The organism is Dialister succinatiphilus YIT 11850 (genome assembly GCF_000242435.1).
In the GTDB taxonomy this organism is placed as follows: Bacteria; Bacillota; Negativicutes; order Veillonellales; family Dialisteraceae; genus Dialister; species Dialister succinatiphilus.
On the sequence record NZ_JH591187.1, the window covers coordinates 1 to 21,168 of the forward strand.

20 protein-coding genes and 10 tRNA genes are annotated in these 21,168 nt (G+C 50.8%); 25 read left to right on the plus strand and 5 right to left on the minus strand.

Annotated features, from left to right (window positions below; genetic code table 11):
* Positions 1–97: 97 nt before the first annotated feature.
* The 4 genes from HMPREF9453_RS00005 (at position 98) to HMPREF9453_RS00020 (ending at position 4,748) form a co-directional block, all read left to right on the plus strand.
* Entirely contained in the window at positions 98–580 is a 483-nt protein-coding gene (locus HMPREF9453_RS00005; protein ID WP_050805675.1) for a flavodoxin family protein, read from the plus strand.
* Positions 581–598: 18 nt separating this feature from the next.
* On the plus strand, positions 599–1,735 hold the full coding sequence (locus HMPREF9453_RS00010) for an alpha/beta hydrolase (RefSeq protein WP_008858509.1): 1,137 nt from the start codon (positions 599–601) through the stop codon (positions 1,733–1,735).
* 171 nt (positions 1,736–1,906) lie between these two features.
* Complete coding sequence (locus HMPREF9453_RS00015) at positions 1,907–3,370, plus strand: ISLre2-like element ISDsu1 family transposase (protein ID WP_008858510.1); 1,464 nt, start codon at positions 1,907–1,909, stop codon at positions 3,368–3,370.
* A gap of 157 nt (positions 3,371–3,527) precedes the next feature.
* Entirely contained in the window at positions 3,528–4,748 is a 1,221-nt protein-coding gene (locus HMPREF9453_RS00020; RefSeq protein WP_008858511.1) for a class I SAM-dependent rRNA methyltransferase, read from the plus strand.
* An 88-nt stretch (positions 4,749–4,836) separates the two neighbouring features.
* On the opposite strand, the gene HMPREF9453_RS00025 is transcribed toward HMPREF9453_RS00020, so the two are convergent.
* Together HMPREF9453_RS00025 and HMPREF9453_RS00030 are read right to left on the minus strand one after the other, a co-directional pair.
* Positions 4,837–5,415: a DUF2939 domain-containing protein gene (locus HMPREF9453_RS00025; RefSeq protein WP_008858512.1), complete on the minus strand. Its 579-nt coding sequence runs from the start codon at positions 5,413–5,415 to the stop codon at positions 4,837–4,839.
* 88 nt (positions 5,416–5,503) lie between these two features.
* A complete protein-coding gene (locus tag HMPREF9453_RS00030) occupies positions 5,504–6,925 on the minus strand; it encodes an aldehyde dehydrogenase family protein (protein WP_008858513.1) in 1,422 nt (473 codons plus the stop codon).
* A 236-nt stretch (positions 6,926–7,161) separates the two neighbouring features.
* Here HMPREF9453_RS00030 and cobT point away from each other — a divergent pair, with 236 nt between their 5' ends.
* From cobT to HMPREF9453_RS00120, 18 genes are all read left to right on the plus strand, one after another.
* Positions 7,162–8,211: a nicotinate-nucleotide--dimethylbenzimidazole phosphoribosyltransferase gene (cobT, locus tag HMPREF9453_RS00035; protein WP_008858514.1), complete on the plus strand. Its 1,050-nt coding sequence runs from the start codon at positions 7,162–7,164 to the stop codon at positions 8,209–8,211.
* Positions 8,208–9,230, plus strand: a complete 1,023-nt coding sequence (locus tag HMPREF9453_RS00040; protein WP_008858515.1) for a nicotinate-nucleotide--dimethylbenzimidazole phosphoribosyltransferase — start codon at positions 8,208–8,210, stop codon at positions 9,228–9,230. Before cobT ends, HMPREF9453_RS00040 begins: the two co-directional genes overlap by 4 nt.
* Positions 9,230–10,009 (plus strand): nickel insertion protein, encoded by a 780-nt coding sequence (gene larC / locus HMPREF9453_RS00045; protein WP_008858516.1) that lies wholly within the window; start codon positions 9,230–9,232, stop codon positions 10,007–10,009. The genes HMPREF9453_RS00040 and larC overlap by 1 nt, the downstream gene beginning before the upstream one ends.
* A 309-nt stretch (positions 10,010–10,318) precedes the next feature.
* A tRNA-Gly gene (locus tag HMPREF9453_RS00050) sits at positions 10,319–10,393 on the plus strand.
* A 34-nt stretch (positions 10,394–10,427) separates the two neighbouring features.
* Positions 10,428–10,503, plus strand: a tRNA-Asn gene (locus HMPREF9453_RS00055).
* Position 10,504: 1 nt separating this feature from the next.
* A tRNA-Gln gene (locus tag HMPREF9453_RS00060) sits at positions 10,505–10,579 on the plus strand.
* 2 nt (positions 10,580–10,581) lie between these two features.
* A tRNA-Lys gene (locus tag HMPREF9453_RS00065) sits at positions 10,582–10,657 on the plus strand.
* 5 nt (positions 10,658–10,662) lie between these two features.
* Positions 10,663–10,737: transfer RNA gene (locus HMPREF9453_RS00070), tRNA-Glu, on the plus strand.
* 4 nt (positions 10,738–10,741) lie between these two features.
* A tRNA-Val gene (locus HMPREF9453_RS00075) sits at positions 10,742–10,817 on the plus strand.
* A gap of 3 nt (positions 10,818–10,820) precedes the next feature.
* Positions 10,821–10,897: transfer RNA gene (locus tag HMPREF9453_RS00080), tRNA-Asp, on the plus strand.
* A 7-nt stretch (positions 10,898–10,904) separates the two neighbouring features.
* A tRNA-Phe gene (locus HMPREF9453_RS00085) sits at positions 10,905–10,980 on the plus strand.
* 5 nt (positions 10,981–10,985) lie between these two features.
* Positions 10,986–11,071: transfer RNA gene (locus HMPREF9453_RS00090), tRNA-Leu, on the plus strand.
* Between the two features lie 34 nt (positions 11,072–11,105).
* A tRNA-Leu gene (locus tag HMPREF9453_RS00095) sits at positions 11,106–11,190 on the plus strand.
* 139 nt (positions 11,191–11,329) lie between these two features.
* Entirely contained in the window at positions 11,330–12,487 is a 1,158-nt protein-coding gene (locus HMPREF9453_RS00100; protein ID WP_008858517.1) for an MFS transporter, read from the plus strand.
* Between the two features lie 83 nt (positions 12,488–12,570).
* On the plus strand, positions 12,571–13,845 hold the full coding sequence (locus HMPREF9453_RS00105) for a DEAD/DEAH box helicase (protein ID WP_008858518.1): 1,275 nt from the start codon (positions 12,571–12,573) through the stop codon (positions 13,843–13,845).
* A gap of 373 nt (positions 13,846–14,218) precedes the next feature.
* Positions 14,219–15,073: a hypothetical protein gene (locus tag HMPREF9453_RS00110; protein ID WP_008858519.1), complete on the plus strand. Its 855-nt coding sequence runs from the start codon at positions 14,219–14,221 to the stop codon at positions 15,071–15,073.
* A 156-nt stretch (positions 15,074–15,229) separates the two neighbouring features.
* Complete coding sequence (locus HMPREF9453_RS00115) at positions 15,230–15,853, plus strand: ECF transporter S component (RefSeq protein WP_008858520.1); 624 nt, start codon at positions 15,230–15,232, stop codon at positions 15,851–15,853.
* 51 nt (positions 15,854–15,904) lie between these two features.
* Positions 15,905–16,351, plus strand: a complete 447-nt coding sequence (locus tag HMPREF9453_RS00120; protein ID WP_008858521.1) for a YaiI/YqxD family protein — start codon at positions 15,905–15,907, stop codon at positions 16,349–16,351.
* Between the two features lie 41 nt (positions 16,352–16,392).
* Here the strand turns inward: HMPREF9453_RS00120 and HMPREF9453_RS00125 are convergent, their stop codons facing one another.
* Positions 16,393–17,352 (minus strand): DUF1858 domain-containing protein, encoded by a 960-nt coding sequence (locus HMPREF9453_RS00125; protein ID WP_008858522.1) that lies wholly within the window; start codon positions 17,350–17,352, stop codon positions 16,393–16,395.
* Between the two features lie 265 nt (positions 17,353–17,617).
* Here HMPREF9453_RS00125 and HMPREF9453_RS00130 point away from each other — a divergent pair, with 265 nt between their 5' ends.
* The 3 genes from HMPREF9453_RS00130 (at position 17,618) to ftsL (ending at position 20,201) form a co-directional block, all read left to right on the plus strand.
* On the plus strand, positions 17,618–18,811 hold the full coding sequence (locus HMPREF9453_RS00130; RefSeq protein WP_008858523.1) for a M48 family metallopeptidase: 1,194 nt from the start codon (positions 17,618–17,620) through the stop codon (positions 18,809–18,811).
* A 153-nt stretch (positions 18,812–18,964) separates the two neighbouring features.
* Positions 18,965–19,909 (plus strand): D-alanyl-D-alanine carboxypeptidase family protein, encoded by a 945-nt coding sequence (locus tag HMPREF9453_RS00135; protein ID WP_008858524.1) that lies wholly within the window; start codon positions 18,965–18,967, stop codon positions 19,907–19,909.
* Positions 19,902–20,201 (plus strand): cell division protein FtsL, encoded by a 300-nt coding sequence (ftsL, locus tag HMPREF9453_RS00140; RefSeq protein ID WP_008858525.1) that lies wholly within the window; start codon positions 19,902–19,904, stop codon positions 20,199–20,201. The genes HMPREF9453_RS00135 and ftsL overlap by 8 nt, the downstream gene beginning before the upstream one ends.
* A 54-nt stretch (positions 20,202–20,255) precedes the next feature.
* Here ftsL and HMPREF9453_RS00145 read toward each other — a convergent pair whose 3' ends face one another.
* Complete coding sequence (locus HMPREF9453_RS00145; RefSeq protein WP_008858526.1) at positions 20,256–20,600, minus strand: hypothetical protein; 345 nt, start codon at positions 20,598–20,600, stop codon at positions 20,256–20,258.
* Positions 20,601–20,605: 5 nt separating this feature from the next.
* Positions 20,606–21,100 carry a PaaI family thioesterase gene (locus tag HMPREF9453_RS00150; protein WP_008858527.1) on the minus strand — a complete coding sequence of 165 codons (495 nt, stop codon included), beginning with the start codon at positions 21,098–21,100 and terminating at the stop codon, positions 20,606–20,608.
* Positions 21,101–21,168 lie beyond the last annotated feature (68 nt).

The window sequence follows — 21,168 nt, forward strand, 5'->3', positions numbered from 1 at the left end:
CACGGAAATTATAACATTTCCACTCAAGGGGAGGCTTTCCTCTTTTATTGTTTCTGGAAAAATTCCCCTACCGAGTAAAATTTTACACTAAGAAAGGCTGGCAGCTGCTTTTGCACAGGGAGCAGAAAAGGCAGGAAATGAAACGGAATTGATTTCCCTGGCAGGCAGGAAGCTGGGATTCTGCACCGGATGTCTGTCCTGCCAGAAAACATTTCGCTGTTACCAGAAGGATGACGGGGCGGTTCTCTGCGAAAAAATAGGGAATGCCGATGTGGTGGTATTTGCTACGCCCATCTATTACTACGGAATCAGCGGACAGCTGAAGACTCTGCTGGATCGGTGCAATCCCCTGTTTCCGCAGGAATACCATTTCCGGGATGTATACCTTCTGATGGCTGCAGCTGATGACAACCCCCATACACCGGAAAGAGCCATTTCCGGATTGACCGGCTGGATTGACTGTTTCCCCAAGTCCCGCCTGGCAGGTGTGGTATTTGCCGGCGGCGTGACGGAGGCAGGAGATATTGAAAATCATAAAGAGCTTCATGAAGCCTTCGTAGCTGGCATGCATGTGCAATAAATCAAGGGAGAAAACAGAATGAAAAATGTAAAGAAGATAAAATGGATGATTCTTGCCCTGGCCGGTCTTGCTCTGGCAGGCTCTGTAATGACGGCGGAGGCTGCCGATGTGAACAGCCAGGGAGAAAAGGGAAACGGGGTGCGCCGGATTTCTACGACTCCCTGGCAGGGAGAGGAACCGCTGAAGCTCACTGATACCTGGGACAAAACCTTTCCCAAAAGTGACAAGGTAGACCATTCCAAGGTCACCTTCCATAACCGCTATGGCATAACCCTGGCAGCAGACCTGTACATGCCGAAAAACAGGAAAGGGAAAATGGCGGCCCTGGCTGTGGCAGGCCCCTTCGGTGCCGTCAAGGAACAGGCGGCAGGTCTCTATGCCCAGAAGCTGGCGGAAATGGGATTTTTAACCATGGCTTTTGACCCATCCTTTATCGGCGAAAGCGGCGGCAGAATCAGAAATGTGGCCAGTCCGGACATCAATACGGAAGATTTCTCGGCAGCGGTGGATTATCTCTCCAGCCGCGACGATGTGAATCCGGATAAAATCGGTATTGCAGGCATCTGCGGCTGGGGCGGCATGGCATTGAATGCCGCGGCTATGGATACAAGAATCAAAGCCACCGTTACATCCACCATGTACGATATGAGCCGGGTGATTGCCAATGGCTATTTCGACTATGAAAAGAACCAGAGTCTTTTAAAGAAGGAAAGAATGGAAAGACGGAAGGTCCTTAATGAAGAGAGAACCCTGGATTATAGAAATGGAAACTACAAGAGAGACGGCGGTGTGGTAGATCCTCTTCCGGCAGATGCGCCTCAGTTTGTGAAGGATTACTATGACTATTACAAAACAAAGAGAGGCTATCATCCCCGGTCTCCTAACTCCAATGACGGATGGAACCTGACCAGTGCCCTGTCCTTCATGAATATGCCTCTTCTGACCTATGCGGACGAAATCGAAAGCCCTGTCCTCATGATTCATGGTGAAAAAGCCCATTCCCGTTATTTTTCGGAAGATGCGTTCAAGAAACTGAAAGGAAACAACAAGGAACTCCTTATCGTTCCCGGTGCCAGCCACACAGACCTTTATGACAACATGGACAAGATTCCCTTTGACAAAATCGCCGCCTTCTTCCACAAGTACCTGGGGTGATGAAGAGCGCAGAGAAATCAGGGGGAGGGAAGCAGCCATTTTTCTCTTTCCTTAGTGTAAAATTTTACTCGGTAGGGGAATTTTCCAGAAACAATAAAAGAGGAAAGCCTCCCCTTGAGTGGAAATGTTATAATTTCCGTGCACAAATAAAACAAAGAAAGGGCTTTCCTCATGGATATTATAACAAAAACTGGAGAAATTTGGAGTGAAAATGCAATAGGAGCAGTCATTTCTATCATCAAGGAATCTGATGATTCTATTGAGTCTGAAAGGAAGTTATCTCATTGGCTCGAAGAAATGAACTGTCAGCTTATAGCTATGGCTCTGGAGCGTATTGACGCGGAGCTGTATCAGATTTACAGGTCACAGGGGTGGCGTGTGGCGCGCCGGGACTCCCGGACGATTTACTGTCGCTATGGAGAGCTGACCTATACCCGAAGACTTCTGCAGAAAGATGGGAAGAGCTTCTATCCCCTGGACCGCAAAATGGGCTTTGAGCCCAGAAAACACTACAGCATGGGAATGATTGAGCGGATTGTCGAGGCTGTCGCAATTACCACATCTCGAAGTGCCAGCGAACTCCTGCAAAGCCTGGCAGGGATTACCATCTCCCATCAGTCCGTTATCTCACTCAAGAATTATGCCGGTAAGAAGGCAAAGGCTTACGAAAAAGCATTGGCAGAAGAGGAAAAGGTTGAAAAGCCGACACAGCCGGAAATTATAGCGATTGAAGGAGATGGAATTGTACTCAAGAACAAGGAGAAAGGCGGCGTTTCGGAAGTGCACCGCCTCCAGGTATATGAGGGAGTCAGGAAAAATGGCAACAGGACAGAACTGGTAGGACTTCGCTGCTTTGCATCTACCAGCAGGAAAGAACTTTTTGCAATGGTAAGAAGCTATCTGCTTGGGCACTATGACCTGTCTAAGACCACAGTGCTGTCGAATGGGGATGGAGGGTCCGGATACCAGTTTCAGGACTTTGAGCGAATGGTAGAAGGCTGCCTGGATCACCAGCACTTCCGCGACTGCTATCATGTGCATGAAAAGATCCGGAACCGGCTCAGCTTCTGCAACAAGGAACTGGTAGACCACATTATCCGAGAGCTTCACCGGACCGACAATATTATGAAACAGATTCCGGTATGGATGGACACTGCCCGGAGCTGCGCCCGAACAGAGGCGGATTTGGAGGAGGTAGACAAGCTGCAGAGCTATCTGGAGAGAAATGCTCCCTATATCCCCAGCCTGAGTCAGCGCGGCATCCATACAGAGATTCACCTGGGGACTGCAGAAACAAATCACCGGTTCTACAGCTATCGCATGAAGCGGCAGGGACGGAGCTGGTCCAGCGAGGGAATGGAGTGTATGGTTTGGGTATTAACCGCCCGGAAGAATAAAACACTTACAGCAGCTCTCCTGTACCATGCTAATGGGAAAAGCTACAAAAAGATGGATAGAGCCATGCACAAGGCTGCGGTGCAGACAGAGCGTAAAATCGCCCAGAATGTCCGGAGTGAGGCGCAGAAGCGTAAAATGAGAAACTATAGGCCAGGATGCCTGGAGGGGCGTATAGGCGTTTATGGAGCTTCTTCTTCACCAATGGGGAGACTGGCCAGAGCTATACAGAAATACTGATTAAACCGAAGCCACGGAGATAGTAATTATCGACAGTCAAATGAATTACCGAGGAAAACTTGACACTTACTTCTCTTTCTCCCTGCTTTGAAGCTCCGGTGCTTCCTGTGGTAAAATAACAGACATATGATTTCTATTTTTATGACAGGAGACACACATGGAAGCACTGAAAACGGTAACCATCAGCAAACGGGCGGAACTGGCGGCCAGGGGAGGCCATCCCTGGATTTACGGTTCTGAAATCAAAGACATGGATGAAGGCATAGCGCCAGGAGACATGGTGAAGGTCCTTTCTTCCAAAGGGAAATTTGTGGGGACCGGGTTTTACAATCCTCATTCCAAAATCACTATCCGTATCTTCTCCACCAATGCCAATGACCGGTTCGATGAAGCTTTCTGGAAAAGGCGGGCTGCCTATGCCGTCGATTACCGTCTCCAGGTGATGAGGAAGGAAGATTATGACTGCTGCCGTCTGGTGTTTGGCGAAGCAGATCAGCTGCCGGGCTTGACGGTGGACCGTTTCGGCGATGTGCTGTCGGTGCAGGTGCTGTCTCTGGGCATGGAAAAAAGGAAGCACCTTTTCCTTGACGGCCTCATCGAAGTGCTTCGGGAAAGAAATCTTCCCGTATCCTGCATTTATGAAAGAAATGATGTGAAAATCAGGGAACTGGAGGGCATGGAGCAGTACAAGGGATTTTACCATTCCCCTCTTCTTGCTCCGGAAGAGGAAAAGACCCTGGTAGACATTGTAGAAAACGGCATTCGCTATACGGTGGATGTGGAGAATGGGCAGAAAACCGGTTTCTTCCTTGACCAGAAATTCAACCGCCTGGCGGCAGCTTCCATTGCCCGGGGACGCCATGTGCTGGACTGCTTTACCCATACCGGCGCTTTTGCGCTGAATGCGGCCAAAGGCGGAGCCGCTTCGGTGACGGCTCTGGATATTTCAGAGGAAGCGGTGCATATGGCTGCCCATAACGGCATCATCAACGGTCTTCCTATCCAGGCTGTCAGGGCGGACGTATTTGACTTCCTTACGGAGCTGGATCGCACGAAGAATCATGAATATGATTACATCATCCTGGATCCGCCAGCCTTCACGAAATCCGGCAGGACCGTGCACGAAGCCTTCCGGGGTTACAAGGAAATCAACTACAGGGCCATGAAAATCCTGCCCCGGGGCGGATATCTGGCCACCTGTTCCTGCTCCCATTTCATGGGAGAAGAACTTTTTGTGAAAATGGTGAAGGAAGCAGCCCGGGACGCCGGAGTCACCTTAAGGCAGATTGAATTCCGTCAGCAGGCACCGGACCATCCCATTCTCATGACGGTGCCGGAAACCTATTACCTGAAATTCTTCCTGTTCCAGATCATCTGACCACAGGAAAATTACATATTTATATGCTGCGCAAAAGGACGTTGAAGAAATGAGAGCCATTTCTTCAGCGTCCTTTTGCTTGCACCCTTCAGCGGGCCCTTTCCTGCAGGTATTCCTTGAGGTTCAGAATTTTTACGGCGGTCCAGCTGCCGTTCACATCCTTTTCCATAAGCACCTGCCAGGTAAAGTCTTTGTCCAGTTTTTTATCATGAACCTTCACATACACCAGGGCTTTGCCATTCTCTTCCTTTACGTCCAGAATATCAGTGAGGGAAAGGGCAGCGGAGCCCAGGGAGGCAGACATGATTTTCCCTGCTTTGCCGGAAGATTCCTTGCCATTTCCTTCCGTAAAGCGGATTTCCGTTTGGCGCACCATTTCATCGACGGCCTGTTTTTTCAGCATTTTCAGAAGGGAAGCAGCCAGCTCATGGTCTACCCTGCCATCGGAAGCCAGGTAGGCGGCGGTGTCATCTACGGCAGAGCCATAGACCCTATCCATGTCTACTCGTTCCTTGAAAAGCTGCAGGTCCTTTTTCTTCAGGGCCTGCTGGATTTCCCCTGCTGCATAGGCCGGAGTTCTGGACCAGTAGAAAACGTACCAGCCTCCGGCGGCACAGAGGATGAGGGCCAGGACCAGGACAGCTTTTTTTACGATGGTATTGTTCATAGATTTCCTCCTTTTTCTTTATTATATCGAAAGGGAGGAAAAAGAAACAGGGCTTCCCCCTGAAGGGGAAGTCCTGTGAGGAAAGAGGCTATTTTCCTGTATCGAAGAGGGCCTTCTGCTGGGTAAATTCGAGCATGCCGTAAATGCCGCCTTCCCGGCCGATGCCGCTTTCCTTGTAGCCGCCGAAGGGAGCTGCCGTATCACGGGGGCTGGCATTGATGTATACATTGCCTGCCTGAATTCTATGGGCCATGGCGATGGCTTTGTCCTTGGGACCGTACACACCGGCGTTGAGGCCGTAGCGTACATCATTGGCAATGGAGATGGCATCGTCCTCATCCCGGTAGGTAATGACGCAGAGCACGGGCCCGAAGATTTCATCCTGGGCGATGGTCATATCATTTTTCACATCGGTGAAGATGGTGGGCTTTATGTAGTAGCCCTTATCCGGAGAGTCCGGAAGTCCGCCCAAAAGGAGGCGGGCTCCTTCATCCATGCCCTTTCTGATATATTCGGAAATCTTTTTGTACTGCTGCAGGGAGGACACAGGGCCCAGCTTTACTTCATGGTTTTCGGGGCTGCCGACTGTATATTCTTTGGCGATTTCTGTCAGCTGTTTTTCTATGGTTTCCTTTTCTTCTGCCGGAATGAGGAGGCGGGAGAAGGCAGTGCAGGTCTGCCCGGAATTCAGGAAGATGCTGTTGAAGCACAGGTGGATAGGTTCGGTGTAGTCATGATCTTTGGCAGGAAGAATCACATAGGGGGATTTACCGCCCAGTTCCAGACTGATATGTTTCACTGACTCCAGGGCCTTCTTGCCTACCGTTACGCCGCCGGAGGTGGAGCCGGTGAAGGAAATCATATCCACCAGGGGATGGGAGGAAAGGGCATTGCCCACTTCACCGCCCCGGCCGGTAACCAGGTTGAATACGCCTTTCGGGAAGCCGGCCTTTTCAAAGGCTTCTGCCAGGTAATAGGAAGAAAGGGGCGTATGCTGGCTTGGCTTTAAAATCACCGTATTTCCCATGAGCAGGGCCGGTACGATTTTCTGGATGACCTGCCCCAGGGGATAGTTCCAAGGCGTAATGCAGCCGATAACGCCCACCGGTTCCCGGTAGGTGGTGGAATAGGCCATCTTTTCCACCAGAGGAACCTTTGGCGCCAGGTCTATGTAGGAACGGGTGCGCACGTACTGGTATTCTACCTGGGATGATTTGGTAAAGCTGTAGGGAGAGCCCAGCTCTTTGATGGTGATGTCAATGAGGTCATTTTCCTGGCTTTTGAAAATGGCAAGGAATTTTTCCATCAGATTGATTCTCTCTGTCAGCGGAAGGGCGGCCCAGGCCGGAAGGGCCTTATGAGCTGCCCTGGCTGCTTTGTCCACATCTATTTCATTTCCGGCGGGCACTCGGGCAAAAATCTGCCGGGTGGCGGGATTCTCTACTTCGATAAACCGGCCTGACGCACCGGCAGTCCACTGGCCGTCAATGTAAAGCTTTTCAAAATCCACTGGTAAAAACCTCCCTTGTACAAAAATGAAAAAGGGAATAGCAGATGACTTCTATTCCCCTCTTCGGTTTTATGAAATTGCAAAGGCTCATGCCTTTCCTTTATTATAGCCATTTGATTCAAAGGATACAATGGGAGGGGAAGTACGGAAAATCTATCCATCCATGGTATAATGAAGTTGAATCTATTTTTAGCAGGTTAATAATAATTTAATGAAAACATAATAAGGAGGTTTGAATGGGTTTACTGGATGAAACATTGAATCAGATTCAGCCATTGGATGAAGAGGCCATGGAAAAGGCAGCATTCCGGTGGAAGAATCTGTACACAGGCATGGGGGACTTGGGAAAAATGGAAACCATGGTAACCCAGTTTGCCGGTGTGACAGGGGAGGCCATGCCGGCGATCCCGAAGTGCTGCACCGTCATTGCCTGCAGCGATCATGGCGTTTATGCAGAAGGGGTTTCCGCCTATCCTCAGTCCACCACTGTAGGCATGACAAAGGCCTACGTGGAAACGAAGGGGGCTGCAGCCAATGCCATGGCCTATTATGCCCGCTCTGACATGGTGGTGGTAGACATGGGAATTAATGCTGACATGAGCGGAGTGCCGAACCTCCTTGACCGGAAAATCGCCTGGGGTACGAAAAATATTGCCCAAGGGCCGGCCATGACCCGCCTGGAGGCGATCCGCTCCATTGAAACGGGCATCGAGATTGCAGACGAAAAGGCCAGGGAGGGGTACCGGGTATTTACCATCGGTGAAATGGGAATTTCCAATACCACTTCCTCTGCCTGTATTCTGGGTGCTTTCAACCATTGGAATGCCATCGAAGTCACCGGCCGGGGCACCAATATTTCCGATGAACGGCTTCGCCATAAAATCGATGTGGTGCAGAGGGCAATGGATGTGAACCATCCTGATCCCAATGACGGCCTGGACGTACTTTCCAAGGTGGGCGGTTTTGAATACGGCTGCATGACCGGCGTCATCCTGGGGGCCGCTGCCAACCATGCCCTCACCATCATTGATGGCTTCAACACTACCGCCAGTGCGTTCATTGCCAAAGCTTTGTGCCCGGAAGTGGTCCATTACCTTATGGCGTCTCATCTGTCCCTGGAACAGGCCCATAAGAAATCGCTGGCTGCCTTGGGACTGACGGAATACATTGACCTGGACTTCCGCCTGGGTGAAGCCATTGGTGCCGGCATTCAGACAAGAATGCTGGACTATGCCCTTTCCGTATATCGGGAATGCGCGGCTAAAGAGGAAGAGGTGAAAGCATGAGTTCCATTCCGAAGTTAAATGAAGATGTGATGAAAGCCTGCCAGCTTTACGTGGATAATCTGATTAAACCGATCCATTCTCTGGGAAAGCTGGAGGAAATGGCAGTCCGCATTGCCGGTATTACAGGCATTGTCAAGCCTTCCTATCTCAGCAAGGCCCTGGTTATTTTCGGCGGCGATACGGCAGTGGACGGAGAAAATAAAACAAAAGGCCAGCTCTCTCATGATGAAATGAAGCTGGTGGCCCAAGGATACGGGCCGGTCAATGTTATTGCCCGGCAGCTGGAGTCGCCGGTGTACCTCATTGATGCAGGCCTTGAAAAGGATACCTCCGATATAGAAGGAGTGCTTACAAAGAAAATGATTCACGGCACCCATCACGGCAGGCCTGCCATGGATGATGAGGTGGTGGAAAATGCCATTTCCCTCGGCATGTCTGTGGCCAAAACCCTGGCTGCCCAGGGCGTGGAAGCGGCAGGGATAGGAAACATAGGGGAAAGATCCCTTCTCTCCGCCCTGGCAGTGACGGCATCCATTATGAAGGAAGACCTGATGAAAGTTTCTCAGGGAAGCAGCTTCCAGCTCTCTTTGTCCGGTGTCGGGGATTTTGCCAAAGACCCGGTGGGCAATCTGGCGGAAGTGGGTTCTGCGGAAATTGCAGCTCTCTTTGGCTTCGTGGTGGAAGCGGCCAGAAAAGGCATGATCGTAGTCTTTGATAATGCAGTGACCGGAGCGGCCGTGCTGGCGGCAGTGACGGTGTATCCGGAAATCAGAAACTTCATTTTTCCTTCAGTCTATTATGAAGAACCGATTCATAAAATGCAGATGCAGAAACTCAAGATGAATGCTTTCCTCCATTATGATTTCACAGAAGCCGAAGGATTCGGATCAGCCCTGGGCCTCTCCCTTCTGGATGCGGCCATTGACATGCTGAACCAGATGAAAACCTTTGGCACCGCCGACGTGGATGTGGCCATCGACGGCGCAGGAAGCGGGAGGCAGAGAAAGGAGATTAAATAATGAAAGCCCTTTTTATCAGATGCTACGGAAAACTGACGGCAGATATGATGATTGGCGGCCTCATCGACATGGGGGTGCCGCCGGTGTACCTGAAATCAAAGCTGAAGGATGCCGGCCTTCCGGACAATTTCATTGAAAAGCCCAATCCGAAAGCTCAGATTTCCGCTCATTATTTCCATATCCCGCCCTATGGGGACAAGCCCCTTCTTTTAAAGCAGGCAGACCTTTTCAGAATCTGGAAGGACATCTGCAGCAAAGGAGCGCCGGAGTGGGAAGAAACGGGATGGAAGGTATTCTCCGCTTTAACGGCCGGCGTGTCTCATGCCATTGATGAAATTCCGGCGGATGTGGTGGACCTCAGGCGGGCAGGCGTATCGGAGGAAAATCTGATATCCCTTTACCTCTTCCTGGCATGCCTGGACTATCTGGAGGTGGAAACCCTCTTTACCTGTCCCTTTACCATTTCCAAAGGAAAAACGGAGAAAGGAAAGTCATCGGCTGCTATTTTGACCGATGCCGTTTCCACAGTGGGGAAAGAAGTGCCTGCCGAGGATGTGGATCCTTTTGCAGCAGCCATGCTGGAAGGTCTTTCGGCTGCCTTCATGCCCATGGACGGCAGGTTCCTTACGGACCGCACTGCCTATGGCAGTTCCAGCGCTGAAAAGCCGACAGGCGATAATACCCTGGCAGAATATCTGGGATATTTCACGGACCGTGGAGAGTCTGTCTTCAGCAGGCACATGAAGGTCTTTGGCATGAGCGCAGGATTGGATTTATAGGGCTTCTGACTGACCGCACCGGCATCTTCTATGGATGCCGGTGTATTTTTATGCTTTTTTTAAATAATTTGTAAAAAGGGGCTTGCCAAAAGAAGAAAAATGAGCTATAATCACTTTCGTCGCACGGCGGAAGTCCAAAGACAGGAAATGAGATCTTGACTGATTCAAAACTTCCTGTTGACAGAAATGTCACAATGTGATAAAGTATAGGACGTGACGTTGAGGGTCAAATCACTGAAAGATAAAATTTCAAGAAGTGACTTGACAAACGACGAAAGCAATGATAAAATAATATCGTTGCTAACAAATGCGGAAGTAGCTCAGTGGTAGAGCACAACCTTGCCAAGGTTGGGGTCGCGGGTTCGAGTCCCGTTTTCCGCTCCATAGTTAGTATCATCCGAGAGGATGTGCTATAGATTCCTGAATAGCTCAGCCGGTAGAGCGCGTGACTGTTAATCACGATGTCGCAGGTTCGAACCCTGCTTCAGGAGCCATAGGGGTATCGCCAAGCGGTAAGGCAACGGACTCTGACTCCGTCATGCGTAGGTTCGAATCCTACTACCCCTGCCAATGATCCATTAGCTCAGTCGGTAGAGCACTTGACTTTTAATCAAGGTGTCCCGCGTTCGAGTCGCGGATGGATCACCATATGTGGCCTGTTCGTCAAGTGGTTAAGACACCGCCCTTTCACGGCGGGTTCGCGAGTTCGAATCTCGCACAGGTCACCAATGTGGGCGATTAGCTCAGCTGGGAGAGCGTCTGCCTTACAAGCAGAATGTCAGCAGTTCGATCCTGTTATCGCCCACCAAACGGCCCGGTGGTGTAGTGGTCTAACATGCCGCCCTGTCACGGCGGAGATCGTCAGTTCAAATCTGATCCGGGTCGCCACAATTTTGCCTCGGTAGCTCAGTTGGTAGAGCAAAGGACTGAAAATCCTTGTGTCAACGGTTCGATTCCGTTCTGAGGCACCATATATGCGGCTGTGGCGGAATGGCAGACGCGCTACTTTGAGGGGGTAGTGATCTTTCGATCGTGTGAGTTCAAGTCTCACCAGCCGCACCACAATTTCCTAATTACTTGTTGTTTAACTTCATATGCGGTCGTGGCGGAACTGGCAGACGCGCTATCTTCAGGCGGTAGTGGAGTAATCCGTGAGAGTTCAAATCTCTCCGACCGCACCACTCAAAAATGAACTTCCAAGTGTTGAACTTGGAAGTTTTTTTGTGTCCAAAAAACTGGAAAGAAAATGTTTTTCTGCTGAGAGGTGTACAGGATTTTTTCTCCTCTTTGCCATATAATAAAAGGAAAAAGGAGGTTTCCATGCATTCGTCGGTCTACTTCTTCGCCTTAGGGCATTTGGCCACAGACTGGTCTCAGGGCGCCATACCGGCGCTGCTTCCCTATTTCATTGCCCGCTTCGGTCTTTCTTACCAGGAAGCAGGCCTGCTGGTTTTTGCCAATGTGCTCATTGCTTCTGTCATGCAGCCGCTCTTTGGTTATTATTCCGATAAGGTTTCCAAGCCCTGGTTTGTGCCGCTGGGCCCTCTGATCTGCGGGGCCGCTATTTCTTTCGCAGGCTTTGCCCCGGGCTATGCGTCCCTTTTTCTGTCAGCCCTCTGCTGCGGCATAGGCAGTGCCCTTTTTCATCCGGAAGCGGCCCTTATGGTGAATCGGATTTCCGGAAGCCGGAAAGGCCGGGCCATGGGAATCTTCTCTGTAGGCGGCAATGCGGGGTTTGCCATAGGCCCCCTTCTGGCAGGTTTCTGCGCCTACCGGCTGGGCATCCAGTCCCTCCTGATATTCGGTATCCTTAATGCGGTTATGGCATTTGCCATAGTCCGCTGCATGGCTTCCCTTCGCCCTGCCATGGCTATGGCGGAAAAGGAAGAAGCCCGGGTTCTTGGGGGAATGGAAAGAAAGAACGACTGGATATCTTTTGGAAAGCTGTCTGTATTGATACTGGCCCGTTCTCTTGGATTTACCTTAAGCAATACCTTCATCCCGCTCCTCTGGATTCACGTACTGGGGGCCACGGAAGGGGAGGGAACCACAGCGCTATCCATTCTTTTCGGGCTGGGGGCCTGCTTTACCTATCTAGGCGGTCTGCTGGCAGACAAAATGGGATTTTTGAAAATCATTCACCTGGCCTTTCTTTCCATGGTACCGGCCTATTTCCTTCTCACCCACACAGAAAACCTGGCATGGGCTTTTGTGCTTCTGATTCCGGCGGCCCTTTCCGTCTTTATGCCCTATAGTCCCATCGTTATCCTGGGGCAGACCTATCTGGGGAGAAATGCCGGCTTTGCCTCCGGCGTGACCCTGGGACTTTCTACCACCCTGGGCGGCATGGTTGCACCCCTGGTTGGCTGGGCAGCTGATATATGGGGCCTTCAGACAGCCCTCCAGATTCTCTGGGTGGCAGGCCTTATGGGAGCAGCCGTATCCTTCACTCTTCCGGCTGTGAAAAAAGAGGAATGACCTGTTTCAAACATAGAAGGTTTCATATGATATAATAAAAGAAATTTATACCTTATACCTATTTTTCAGTCACAGGAGGATATATGAACGCATTTGCAGCACTTGGGGTAGCAGAGGATTTGACAGCCCTTTTGAAACTGCAGGGGATTAAAATGCCCACCCCCATCCAGCAGGCTTCCATCCCGTCCATTTTTAAGGGAAAGGATCTGATTGGTCGATCCCAGACAGGCACCGGCAAGACCCTGGCCTACCTGCTTCCGGTTATCCAGCGGGTGGATAAGGACAGGGGCGCCACCCAGGTCCTCATCATGACCCCCACCCGGGAACTTTCCAAGCAGGTATTTGACGTATTCCGCCCCTTTGCTCTGAAGCTCGGTCTTGACGGCGTAGATATCATCGGCGGCAGGACCATTGAAAACCAGCTGCAGAAGCTGAAACGGGATCCACAGGTCATTATCGGTACCCCTGGCCGCCTTCTGGATCATATCCGGAGGAAAAGTCTGGACCTTTCCCAGGTGAAAACGGTAATCCTGGATGAGGCGGATCAGATGCTGGCCAATGGTTTCAGGGAAGATATCGAAGCTCTGGTGGATGAAACGCCGAAAAAGCGGCAACTTCTCCTCTTCTCTGCCACCATGCCGGACGAAGCGGTGCGGCTGGCAAGGAAATATATGAAGCATCCGGCTTTTATCGATGTTTCTGAAAAAACGGCAGCTTCCACAGTGGAACAGCGGGTCTATGAAACGACCAAACCAAGGAAGTTCAAGCTTCTGGTACGCCATCTGACGGAAATGAATCCCTACATGGCAGTGGTTTTCTGCAATACCAGGGAAGAAGCCCATGAAATTGCAGGCAAGCTGCAGGAAGAAACAGATTTCGTGGTTGATGAAATCCATGGCGACATGAGCCAGGGTCAGCGGAACCAGGTGATTCGTGAATTTGAAAAGGCGAAAACCCAGATTCTCGTGGCCTCGGATATTGCAGCCCGGGGGCTGGATGTGGAAGGCATTACCCACGTATTCAACTATGACATTCCCCGGAATCTGGAATACTATGTCCACCGCATCGGCCGCACCGGAAGAGCAGGAACAAAAGGTATTGCCATTACCTATGCCACCCCTGAAGATGGGAGTCTCCTTCGAAAACTGGAAAAATCCATTTCCGAAACCATTACCCGCTACGATGAAAAGGGAAATGTACGGCGCGTAAGACAGGGAAAACCGAAAAAGAAAGTGGTAACCCCCGGCATGTACAAGCCTACCAAGAAAAAGGAACATAAAGCTCTGGGCCACAAGGGAAAGAATATGCGCCAGAAGCGGAAGAAAGACAAAACGGATAAAAAAGGAAAAAAGAAATAAAGAAATAAAGAAATAATGGAAACCGTCCGGACATCCGGACGGTTTTTTCGCGGAGGGCTGGTGGAGAGTGAGACGGCTTTCCTCTATCCGCTTACCGAGGAATCCTATGCTTGAAAGAAATCAAAGACCACTGATTACCAGACAGCAGTCTTTCCTCCGGCTGATTGTTATGGGCAGAGGAATCGATATCGGCAGGTACCTGAATTCTTTGCTCTGGCTGGAATGACCGTGTGCTGCGGGCGGGTTATTCTGCAGCGCTGACTTCATATTCATTGCCTCGGCGGCAATCCGCAGCCCTTCGGCCCAAAGGGTCATTAACCTTTCTCATTGGACGCTGCCCCATGTGGTACAATATACCTATTGAGGTGATAGTATGTGTAAAAATAAAGACTGCATAAAACAGATGCTCTGGCTGATGGCGCTGACCATTCCCTGGGGACTGGGGGGATTTGTGGTTCACACGGCCTTTTCCCTGTCCCTGGGAATCCTTGTTTACTGGGCGGCAGGACTTCTGGTGCCTTTGATTTTCTACCTGGTGCAGAAGAAGGGCTGGGGCAGCGAGCTGGGAGGCCTTAGGGGTGCCGTTCACGGGCCTGTCTGGATTTCTCTGGTGATTGTAGAGATGGTGGTATTCTGGAATTATCTGCCCTCCATTGACCGGATATGGAAGACTTCCCCGGTTCCTGCGGCAGCAGCATCATTCCTGGTGCTTTCTTTCTTCGTTATCCTTGCATTCTTCCTGGACCGGTGGCTTTCTCTTATCTACGTCCGGCTGAAGGAGAAAAACACCCTGGCTGCCCGATGGCTGGGCTCAGCCTTTTTCAGCGGCCTTATCCCCGGCACGGCCATGATTTCCTTTCTGGGGCTTTACTATGCCGGCGGCATGCGGCTGGATCCCTTTACGGCCTCTTTCTTCCTCATGGAAATCTTCGGCTTTGTATTTTATGGGAAGATTCTGCTGGCTATGATGACTTTCGGAGTTTTCCTGTTTCTATCCCTTGAGGGGCCCCGGGGCGAGCGGGCGGTGACTTCTGTATTTTCAGCCATTTTCTGGCTCTTCCTCCTCTTCATTCCAGTGGTGGTTTCTTCCCGCATCACGGGAAGCGGCCTGTGGAGGGCTTACCTGGATCCTTCCTATCTTTCCGTATTTCCCTATCTTTCCGATCTCTGGCTTACCGGCCTTGCCCTTATGGGAGCCCGGCGGCTTACGGCATGGATTTTCAGGTAGAGAAGTGTTGACAAATAAAATTTGTTCGCTATAATAATTGTTGGCAGATAGAGGGGCTCTGCTTTGCCGGTATCGGAAAAGAACCGGACCGCAGAGTGAGTATATCGCTAAGTTTACGGCTTATATCTCGATGAGAGTAAGAACGGAGGTTATCAAATGGAAAAAGTTAATCATGCACCCCAGGAAAATCACGTATTTTTAAGTATCCGTCAGCTCACCGTATCCGGTCTTCTGGCAGGAATTACCATTTTCCTGGGCCTTACGGGGTACGGATTTATTCCCCTGATTGTAATGAATGCCACCATTCTTCATATCCCCACCATTATCGGTGCCCTGGTGGCAGGACCGAAGGTAGGAGCGCTGGTGGGATTCCTGTTCGGACTCTTCTCCTTCATCCAGACCCTGCGGGCGCCAAGTCTGCTTCTGCAGTTTGCCCTGCAGTACAATCCTTTCTATGATGCTTTCATCTGCATCGTTCCAAGGGTGTGCATCGGTCTCTTTGCATGGTTCCTTTATAAACATATGCCCGGCAGGGAAGGCATTCGTGTTGGTATTGCCGCTGTAGGCGGATCTCTCTGCAACACCGTCCTCTTCCTGGGTTCCTTCTTCCTTCTGGTAGGTGCTCCCTATGCAGCATCCAAGGGGATTTCTGTGGAAGCTGTCGGTGCAACCATTATGGGTATCGTTGGCATGAACGGTGTACCGGAAGCCATTGTTTCCGGTGTCATCATTGTACCGGTGGTGACCATGCTGAAAAAATCGGGCTGGAAGATGAAATAAAATGAGAAGACTGCAGGCAGGTGCCTGCAGTTTTTTTATGGGGAGACAGGTATGAAAGTGCTGATTGACGGCGACGGCTGCCCGGTGATTGCGGAAACGGAAAGGGCGGCCGCTCTCTATGGGCTGGAGGTCCTTATATTCTGCGATACCAGCCATCTCATCTCTTCCAGGACAAGCCGGGTCATTCTGGTGGATCAGGGACGGGATGCGGCGGACTGGGCTATTATTTCCGCTGCGAAGAAGGGGGACCTGGTGATTACCCAGGACTATGGACTGGCATCACTTGTCCTTTCCAGAAAGGCCTACGGGTTTCATCAGAATGGATGGCAGTACAGGGATGAAAATATAGAATCCCTTCTGATGGAACGGTATGAGGCGGGAAAGGCCAGGCGCTCAGCCAGGAATCATCTGAAAGGGCCGCCCAAGAGGGACAAAAGACAGAATGAACTCTTTTTCCAAAGACTCTGCGCATTTTTGGAAAAGGTAAAAGACAAATAAAAAGGATGCGGCATTTGCCGCATCCTTTTTATTTGCTGCCATCAGGCTTCGTCTTTGCCCCGGAGCCGTTCATCGCATTTGGCAATGAGGGCGGCAGAGTCTACTCCTGCGTCCCGGCACATGGTGCCGATGGTGGTCTTCATGTCAGAAGGCATGGCAATCTTTTCTTCCTGGAAAACGGGAAGGAGCTGGGGATACATGGTGAGAATGGTTTCCATGGGGGTATCATTGGTGAGAAGGGGTTTCTTGTACTTGTCTGCAATGAACTCATTCATTTCACCGATGATTTCAAATACATCCATACCATGGGACTGGGCGGCCTGCCACAGGTTTTCATCGTAGGAAACAAAGCAGCCTACACAGGACATGCCGTATTCCATAAGGAAGGGTCCCATTTCCGGATAGACTTCAATAATCTGCATGATATTGTTTTCCGGGCGGACGAAATCTCCTTCCTTCAGAGGCGGCACATCGGGGGATGCGAAACCGCCGCCGTAATAATCGCCGGCTTCTCCCTCAGAAGCGCCGGGCATGGTATTTCCAAGCACCGCATCCCGGAAGGCTTCATAGCCCATGTTGTCAATAAATTCTTCCATGGACTGGTAATTTTCATGTTCCAGGTAGTAAGTGCAGGCTTTGGTCATAATGGAAAGGGCATCGGAAGGGAACTGGGCGAAGGCGAAGAAGGTCTTCTTTCCGGTGTAAATATCCCAGCCGTCGGACATGCCTACGGAACGGATGGGAAGCGGTGTGGTCATGGTGCAGGTCAGGATGCAGGAAGGCCAGGAACCAAAAGCCAGAAGGCCCAGGTCCTTCAGCGTATCTTCCACATCATCCTTTGCCAGTCCGGAAATGATGGGACGGCCCTTGGGGTCAAGGATATAGGTGCCCTCATGCTTTTCGGCCACCTCTTTCATTTTGTGCTTAAATTCATTCCGTCCTTCTGCAATGTCAGGAATGAAATCGATTTCAAGGGAAAAGGTCAGATTATCTGCTGTCATACATAAGCTCCTTTCAAGAGGATGGATTCTATACATTCATACTTTTCTATCTTATCACGGACCGGCTGTTTAAGCAATACAGGAATGAGGTTTCCTGTTGATGTGAAAGGCGATGGGGCCATGACAGGCAGGAAACTATGAGCGAAGAGTTTCCTGTGGAAAAGAAACACAGTGGGACCAGGGTGGACAGCGAACTATTCCTTTTCCCCTCAAACATGGTACAATATATCAAATCCATCTGTGTTCTTCTCAGGGAGGCAGGAACATGAAAAATTGGAAGAAAAAACTGACAGCAGCCATGCTGGCAGCGGTATGTCTTACGGGGGCAGCTGCGCCGGTGACGGTGGAAGCAGCCACTACGACCCAGAAGATTCTTTACGGAGCGGCGGCTCTCCTTTTTATTTCCAGCTATTATACCCGCATGGATGATAAAGCGGGGATGCAGCTTCTGGACCAGTGCCAGCAGCAGACAGGCGTGTATGAATCGGCAGAAGCGGATAACCGGGTGCAGTCCATTTATGAAAATATACGGAATACCGGCGCCGTGGAGCGGAATTACAATGTCTATGTGTCCCCCAGCGAGGACATCAATGCCTTCATGAGCCTGGGCGGCGTGCTCTGTGTCAATAAAGGCTCCCTGGATGCCTTTGACGATGATGAGCTGGCCTATGTGATGGCCCATGAAATTTCCCACGGCGAAAAGCGGCATAACGTGAACGGCGTGAAGAAGAGTGTAGGCCTGATTACGGCGCTGGATATTTATCTTGGCAGTGATGCGTCCTACGGCGAATATCTCCTTGGAAATATTGCGGCCAACTATGTGGCCAATGCGGTATTCACCAAGGACCAGGAAAAAGAGGCGGATGATATGGGCTTCCAGTACCTTGTGGAAGCGGGCTACAACCCCGGCGGCGGAGCAGCCTCCATGCAGGTGCTGAAGGATAAGTACGGCGAAAGCTCTCCCTCCGGCATCAAGGCGGTGCTGGCACCGGGCAACCACCCCAAAACCAGCGACCGTATCAATAAGAACCTGAAATGGATGAAGCAGTATTCCGGCGGCCATGTGGATGTGAAGGACGGCTGGATCGTGGTGAATGGTGAAAAGGCTTTCCAGCCATCTGCCGCAGGCCGCTATACCGATAAGGAGAGGACCTTCCTCACGGCGGGCAAACTGGACAGACTCTACCATGCGGGCCATGTACCGGATGCGGTGATCCAGGATGATACCATTTACTGTGGAAATACGGCGGTGTACAGCCTGTCATCTGCAGAAGATGGAAAGCTCTATGTGGCAAACCTGAACAAAGGGATTGCCAAAGACCGGGGCGAAGCAGTACAAAGTGATTTTGACATCGATTCCCGAAGAAAAAAGATAGAAAAGAAAGCAAAGGCCGGGAAGCAGAATGGCGGCAGCGTTGAAAACGAAGTACAGGCAGGCGCCATTCCAGAAGCCGGCTGACAGGATTGACAGTACTGATTTACTCATGAAATCTGCTTTTATAAGAAATTATATGAAGTGGCATCATGGGATTCCCATGGCATAACACGTAAGGCATCAAAGCAGTGAGGGGTAAATCTGTGCTTTCGCAGAAAGGATTGTATGAATTAAATTATGAAGAAATTATTGGCTCTCCTTGTTTTGGCGGTTGTATTTGCAGGCGTGGCTTTCGGCATTCTGGCTCTCATTACCCCGGAGCCTCCCAGAAAACCGGAGCTGCCGGCTCCGCCGAAAACGGGAGCCGTAGCGGCGGCCTTGGTGGACGGTAATTCGGGAGAACTCCTGGCAGAGAAAGAAGGTACCCTGAAGGTGTATCCTGCCAGTACTACCAAGATTCTGACCTGTATCATCGCTCTGGAAGAGGGGAAGGACAAACTGGATCAGAACGCAGTGATTACTCAGCGGGCCATGAAGCAGGACGGCACAAACCTGGGAGTCCGCCCGGATATGCCTTTGTCCCTGCACCAGATGCTCTACGGCATGATGCTTATTTCCGGCAATGATGCCGCTGTGGCCACAGCGGAAACGGTGGGCGGCTCCTATGACCGCTTCATTGAAATGATGAATGAAAAGGCCGCATCCATCGGCGCCAAAAATTCTCATTTTGCCAACCCCAATGGCCTTACAGACCCGAATCATTACACCACAGCTGAGGATATGGCAAAGATTGCAGTCTACGCCATGAAGAATTCTGATTTCAGGGATATTGTAAAGAGAAAGACCTATCCCATGACCTACAAAAATGGCATTTACCGGAATGTGGCAAACCGGAATGAATTCCTTTCCAGCGGCTACGAAGGAGCCAACGGCATTAAAACGGGCATGACCGAGGCTGCCGGTGACTGCCTGGTGGCCTCAGCAGAAAGGGATGGACAGCTGATGATTGCAGTGTTCTACAATGATCCCAAACGGTGGCAGGATGTGAAGACCTGGATGGACTACGGCTTTGCCGCTGCCAAGGTGGAAAGGGAATATCATGAGGCACTGGCAGCAGAACCCTCTATTTATAAATTTGTGAACCGCATGCTGGGAAAGGAGCCGAAGGAAGTGAATGGTTAAAAAGAAAAAAGCTCCCTTCCTGAAGCGCCTTTTTCCAGGAAGCCCGGTGCTGCGCATTATCTTTGTGGTAGTTACCCTGATTACGGCCATTGTGGTGGTGCAGAATGCATACCATTACATCAGAATCAGACAGCAGGAAGCGCAGCTTTTCCAGGAACGAGATAAACTGGCCCAGGAAAAGCAGGAACTGGAAACAAAGAAAGAGGAACTGGAAGATCCGGCCAAACTGGAGAAAAAAGCCCGGGATGACCTGGGCCTGGTGAAACCGGGAGAAGTGCCTTATGTGCGATGAACAAAAAGACTGCGAGAAAATGGTCAGCCATTTTCTCGCAGTCTTTTTGTTTCCTTACCATTCCGATGCGTGGTCAAGGAGCCAGCCGCCGGCAGTGCAGGCCGGGCAGATACAGTATTTTACGCCCTTATCCTTTGCCTCATGGGCAGCCTTTGCCAGATTTCTGGCAGTATCGGCGCCCAAAAATGCAGCACCCTCTTTTGATTCAAAGAAAGGAATCACATGGTCGATGGAGTTCACATCTTCCTTCAGTTCCTTCTTCAGCAGAACAGCGGCTTTCTCTTCATCCGCTGTTCCGGCGGCATCCAGGTATGCCTGACATACCTTTTTCAGCCCGCTGTAGCAGCTGGGCGCATTCATGACTTCTTTCACCTTGTTTACGATTTCTTCTTTTGCCATAAGAATCATCCTTTCTGTTCAAACATCATATGAGACGTGGCTTCTGCAGCCACCGTGCCGTCCTCGTGGAGTACCCTGGCTTCCATCACCGACAGGGGTCCTTTCCGCCGGATTTCGCGGCACACAACTTTCACTGTTTCTCCAATGAGCACGGGCGTGCGGAAACGGGTTTCCATTTTTCCCGTATAGGCGGGAATGCCGGTATTCAAAAAGAGATAGTTGCCCATGACTTCGTCCATGAGGGTCATAATCAGGCCGCCGTGCATGCGGTCATTATAGCTCTGGTGTTCATGGGAGGGGGTAAAGAAGGCAAGACAGCCGCTGGGAATGGAAAAGAAATGGAGATGAAGCCCCAGAGGGTTTTCCTTCCCGCAGGCAAAGCACATACTGTAGGCCGGTCCGCCGGACAGTTCGGTAAGGGGGCGGCCCAGCTTCTCCTCTTCTTCATGAAGAAGCTCCTTTTCCCTCACGTTTAAGGGGTATGGTTCCTTCTGATTCATATAAAGCCTCCTTCAGAGATGCAGCAGCTTTCTCTTTTTATTATAGCATGATGAAACAGAGGGAAATA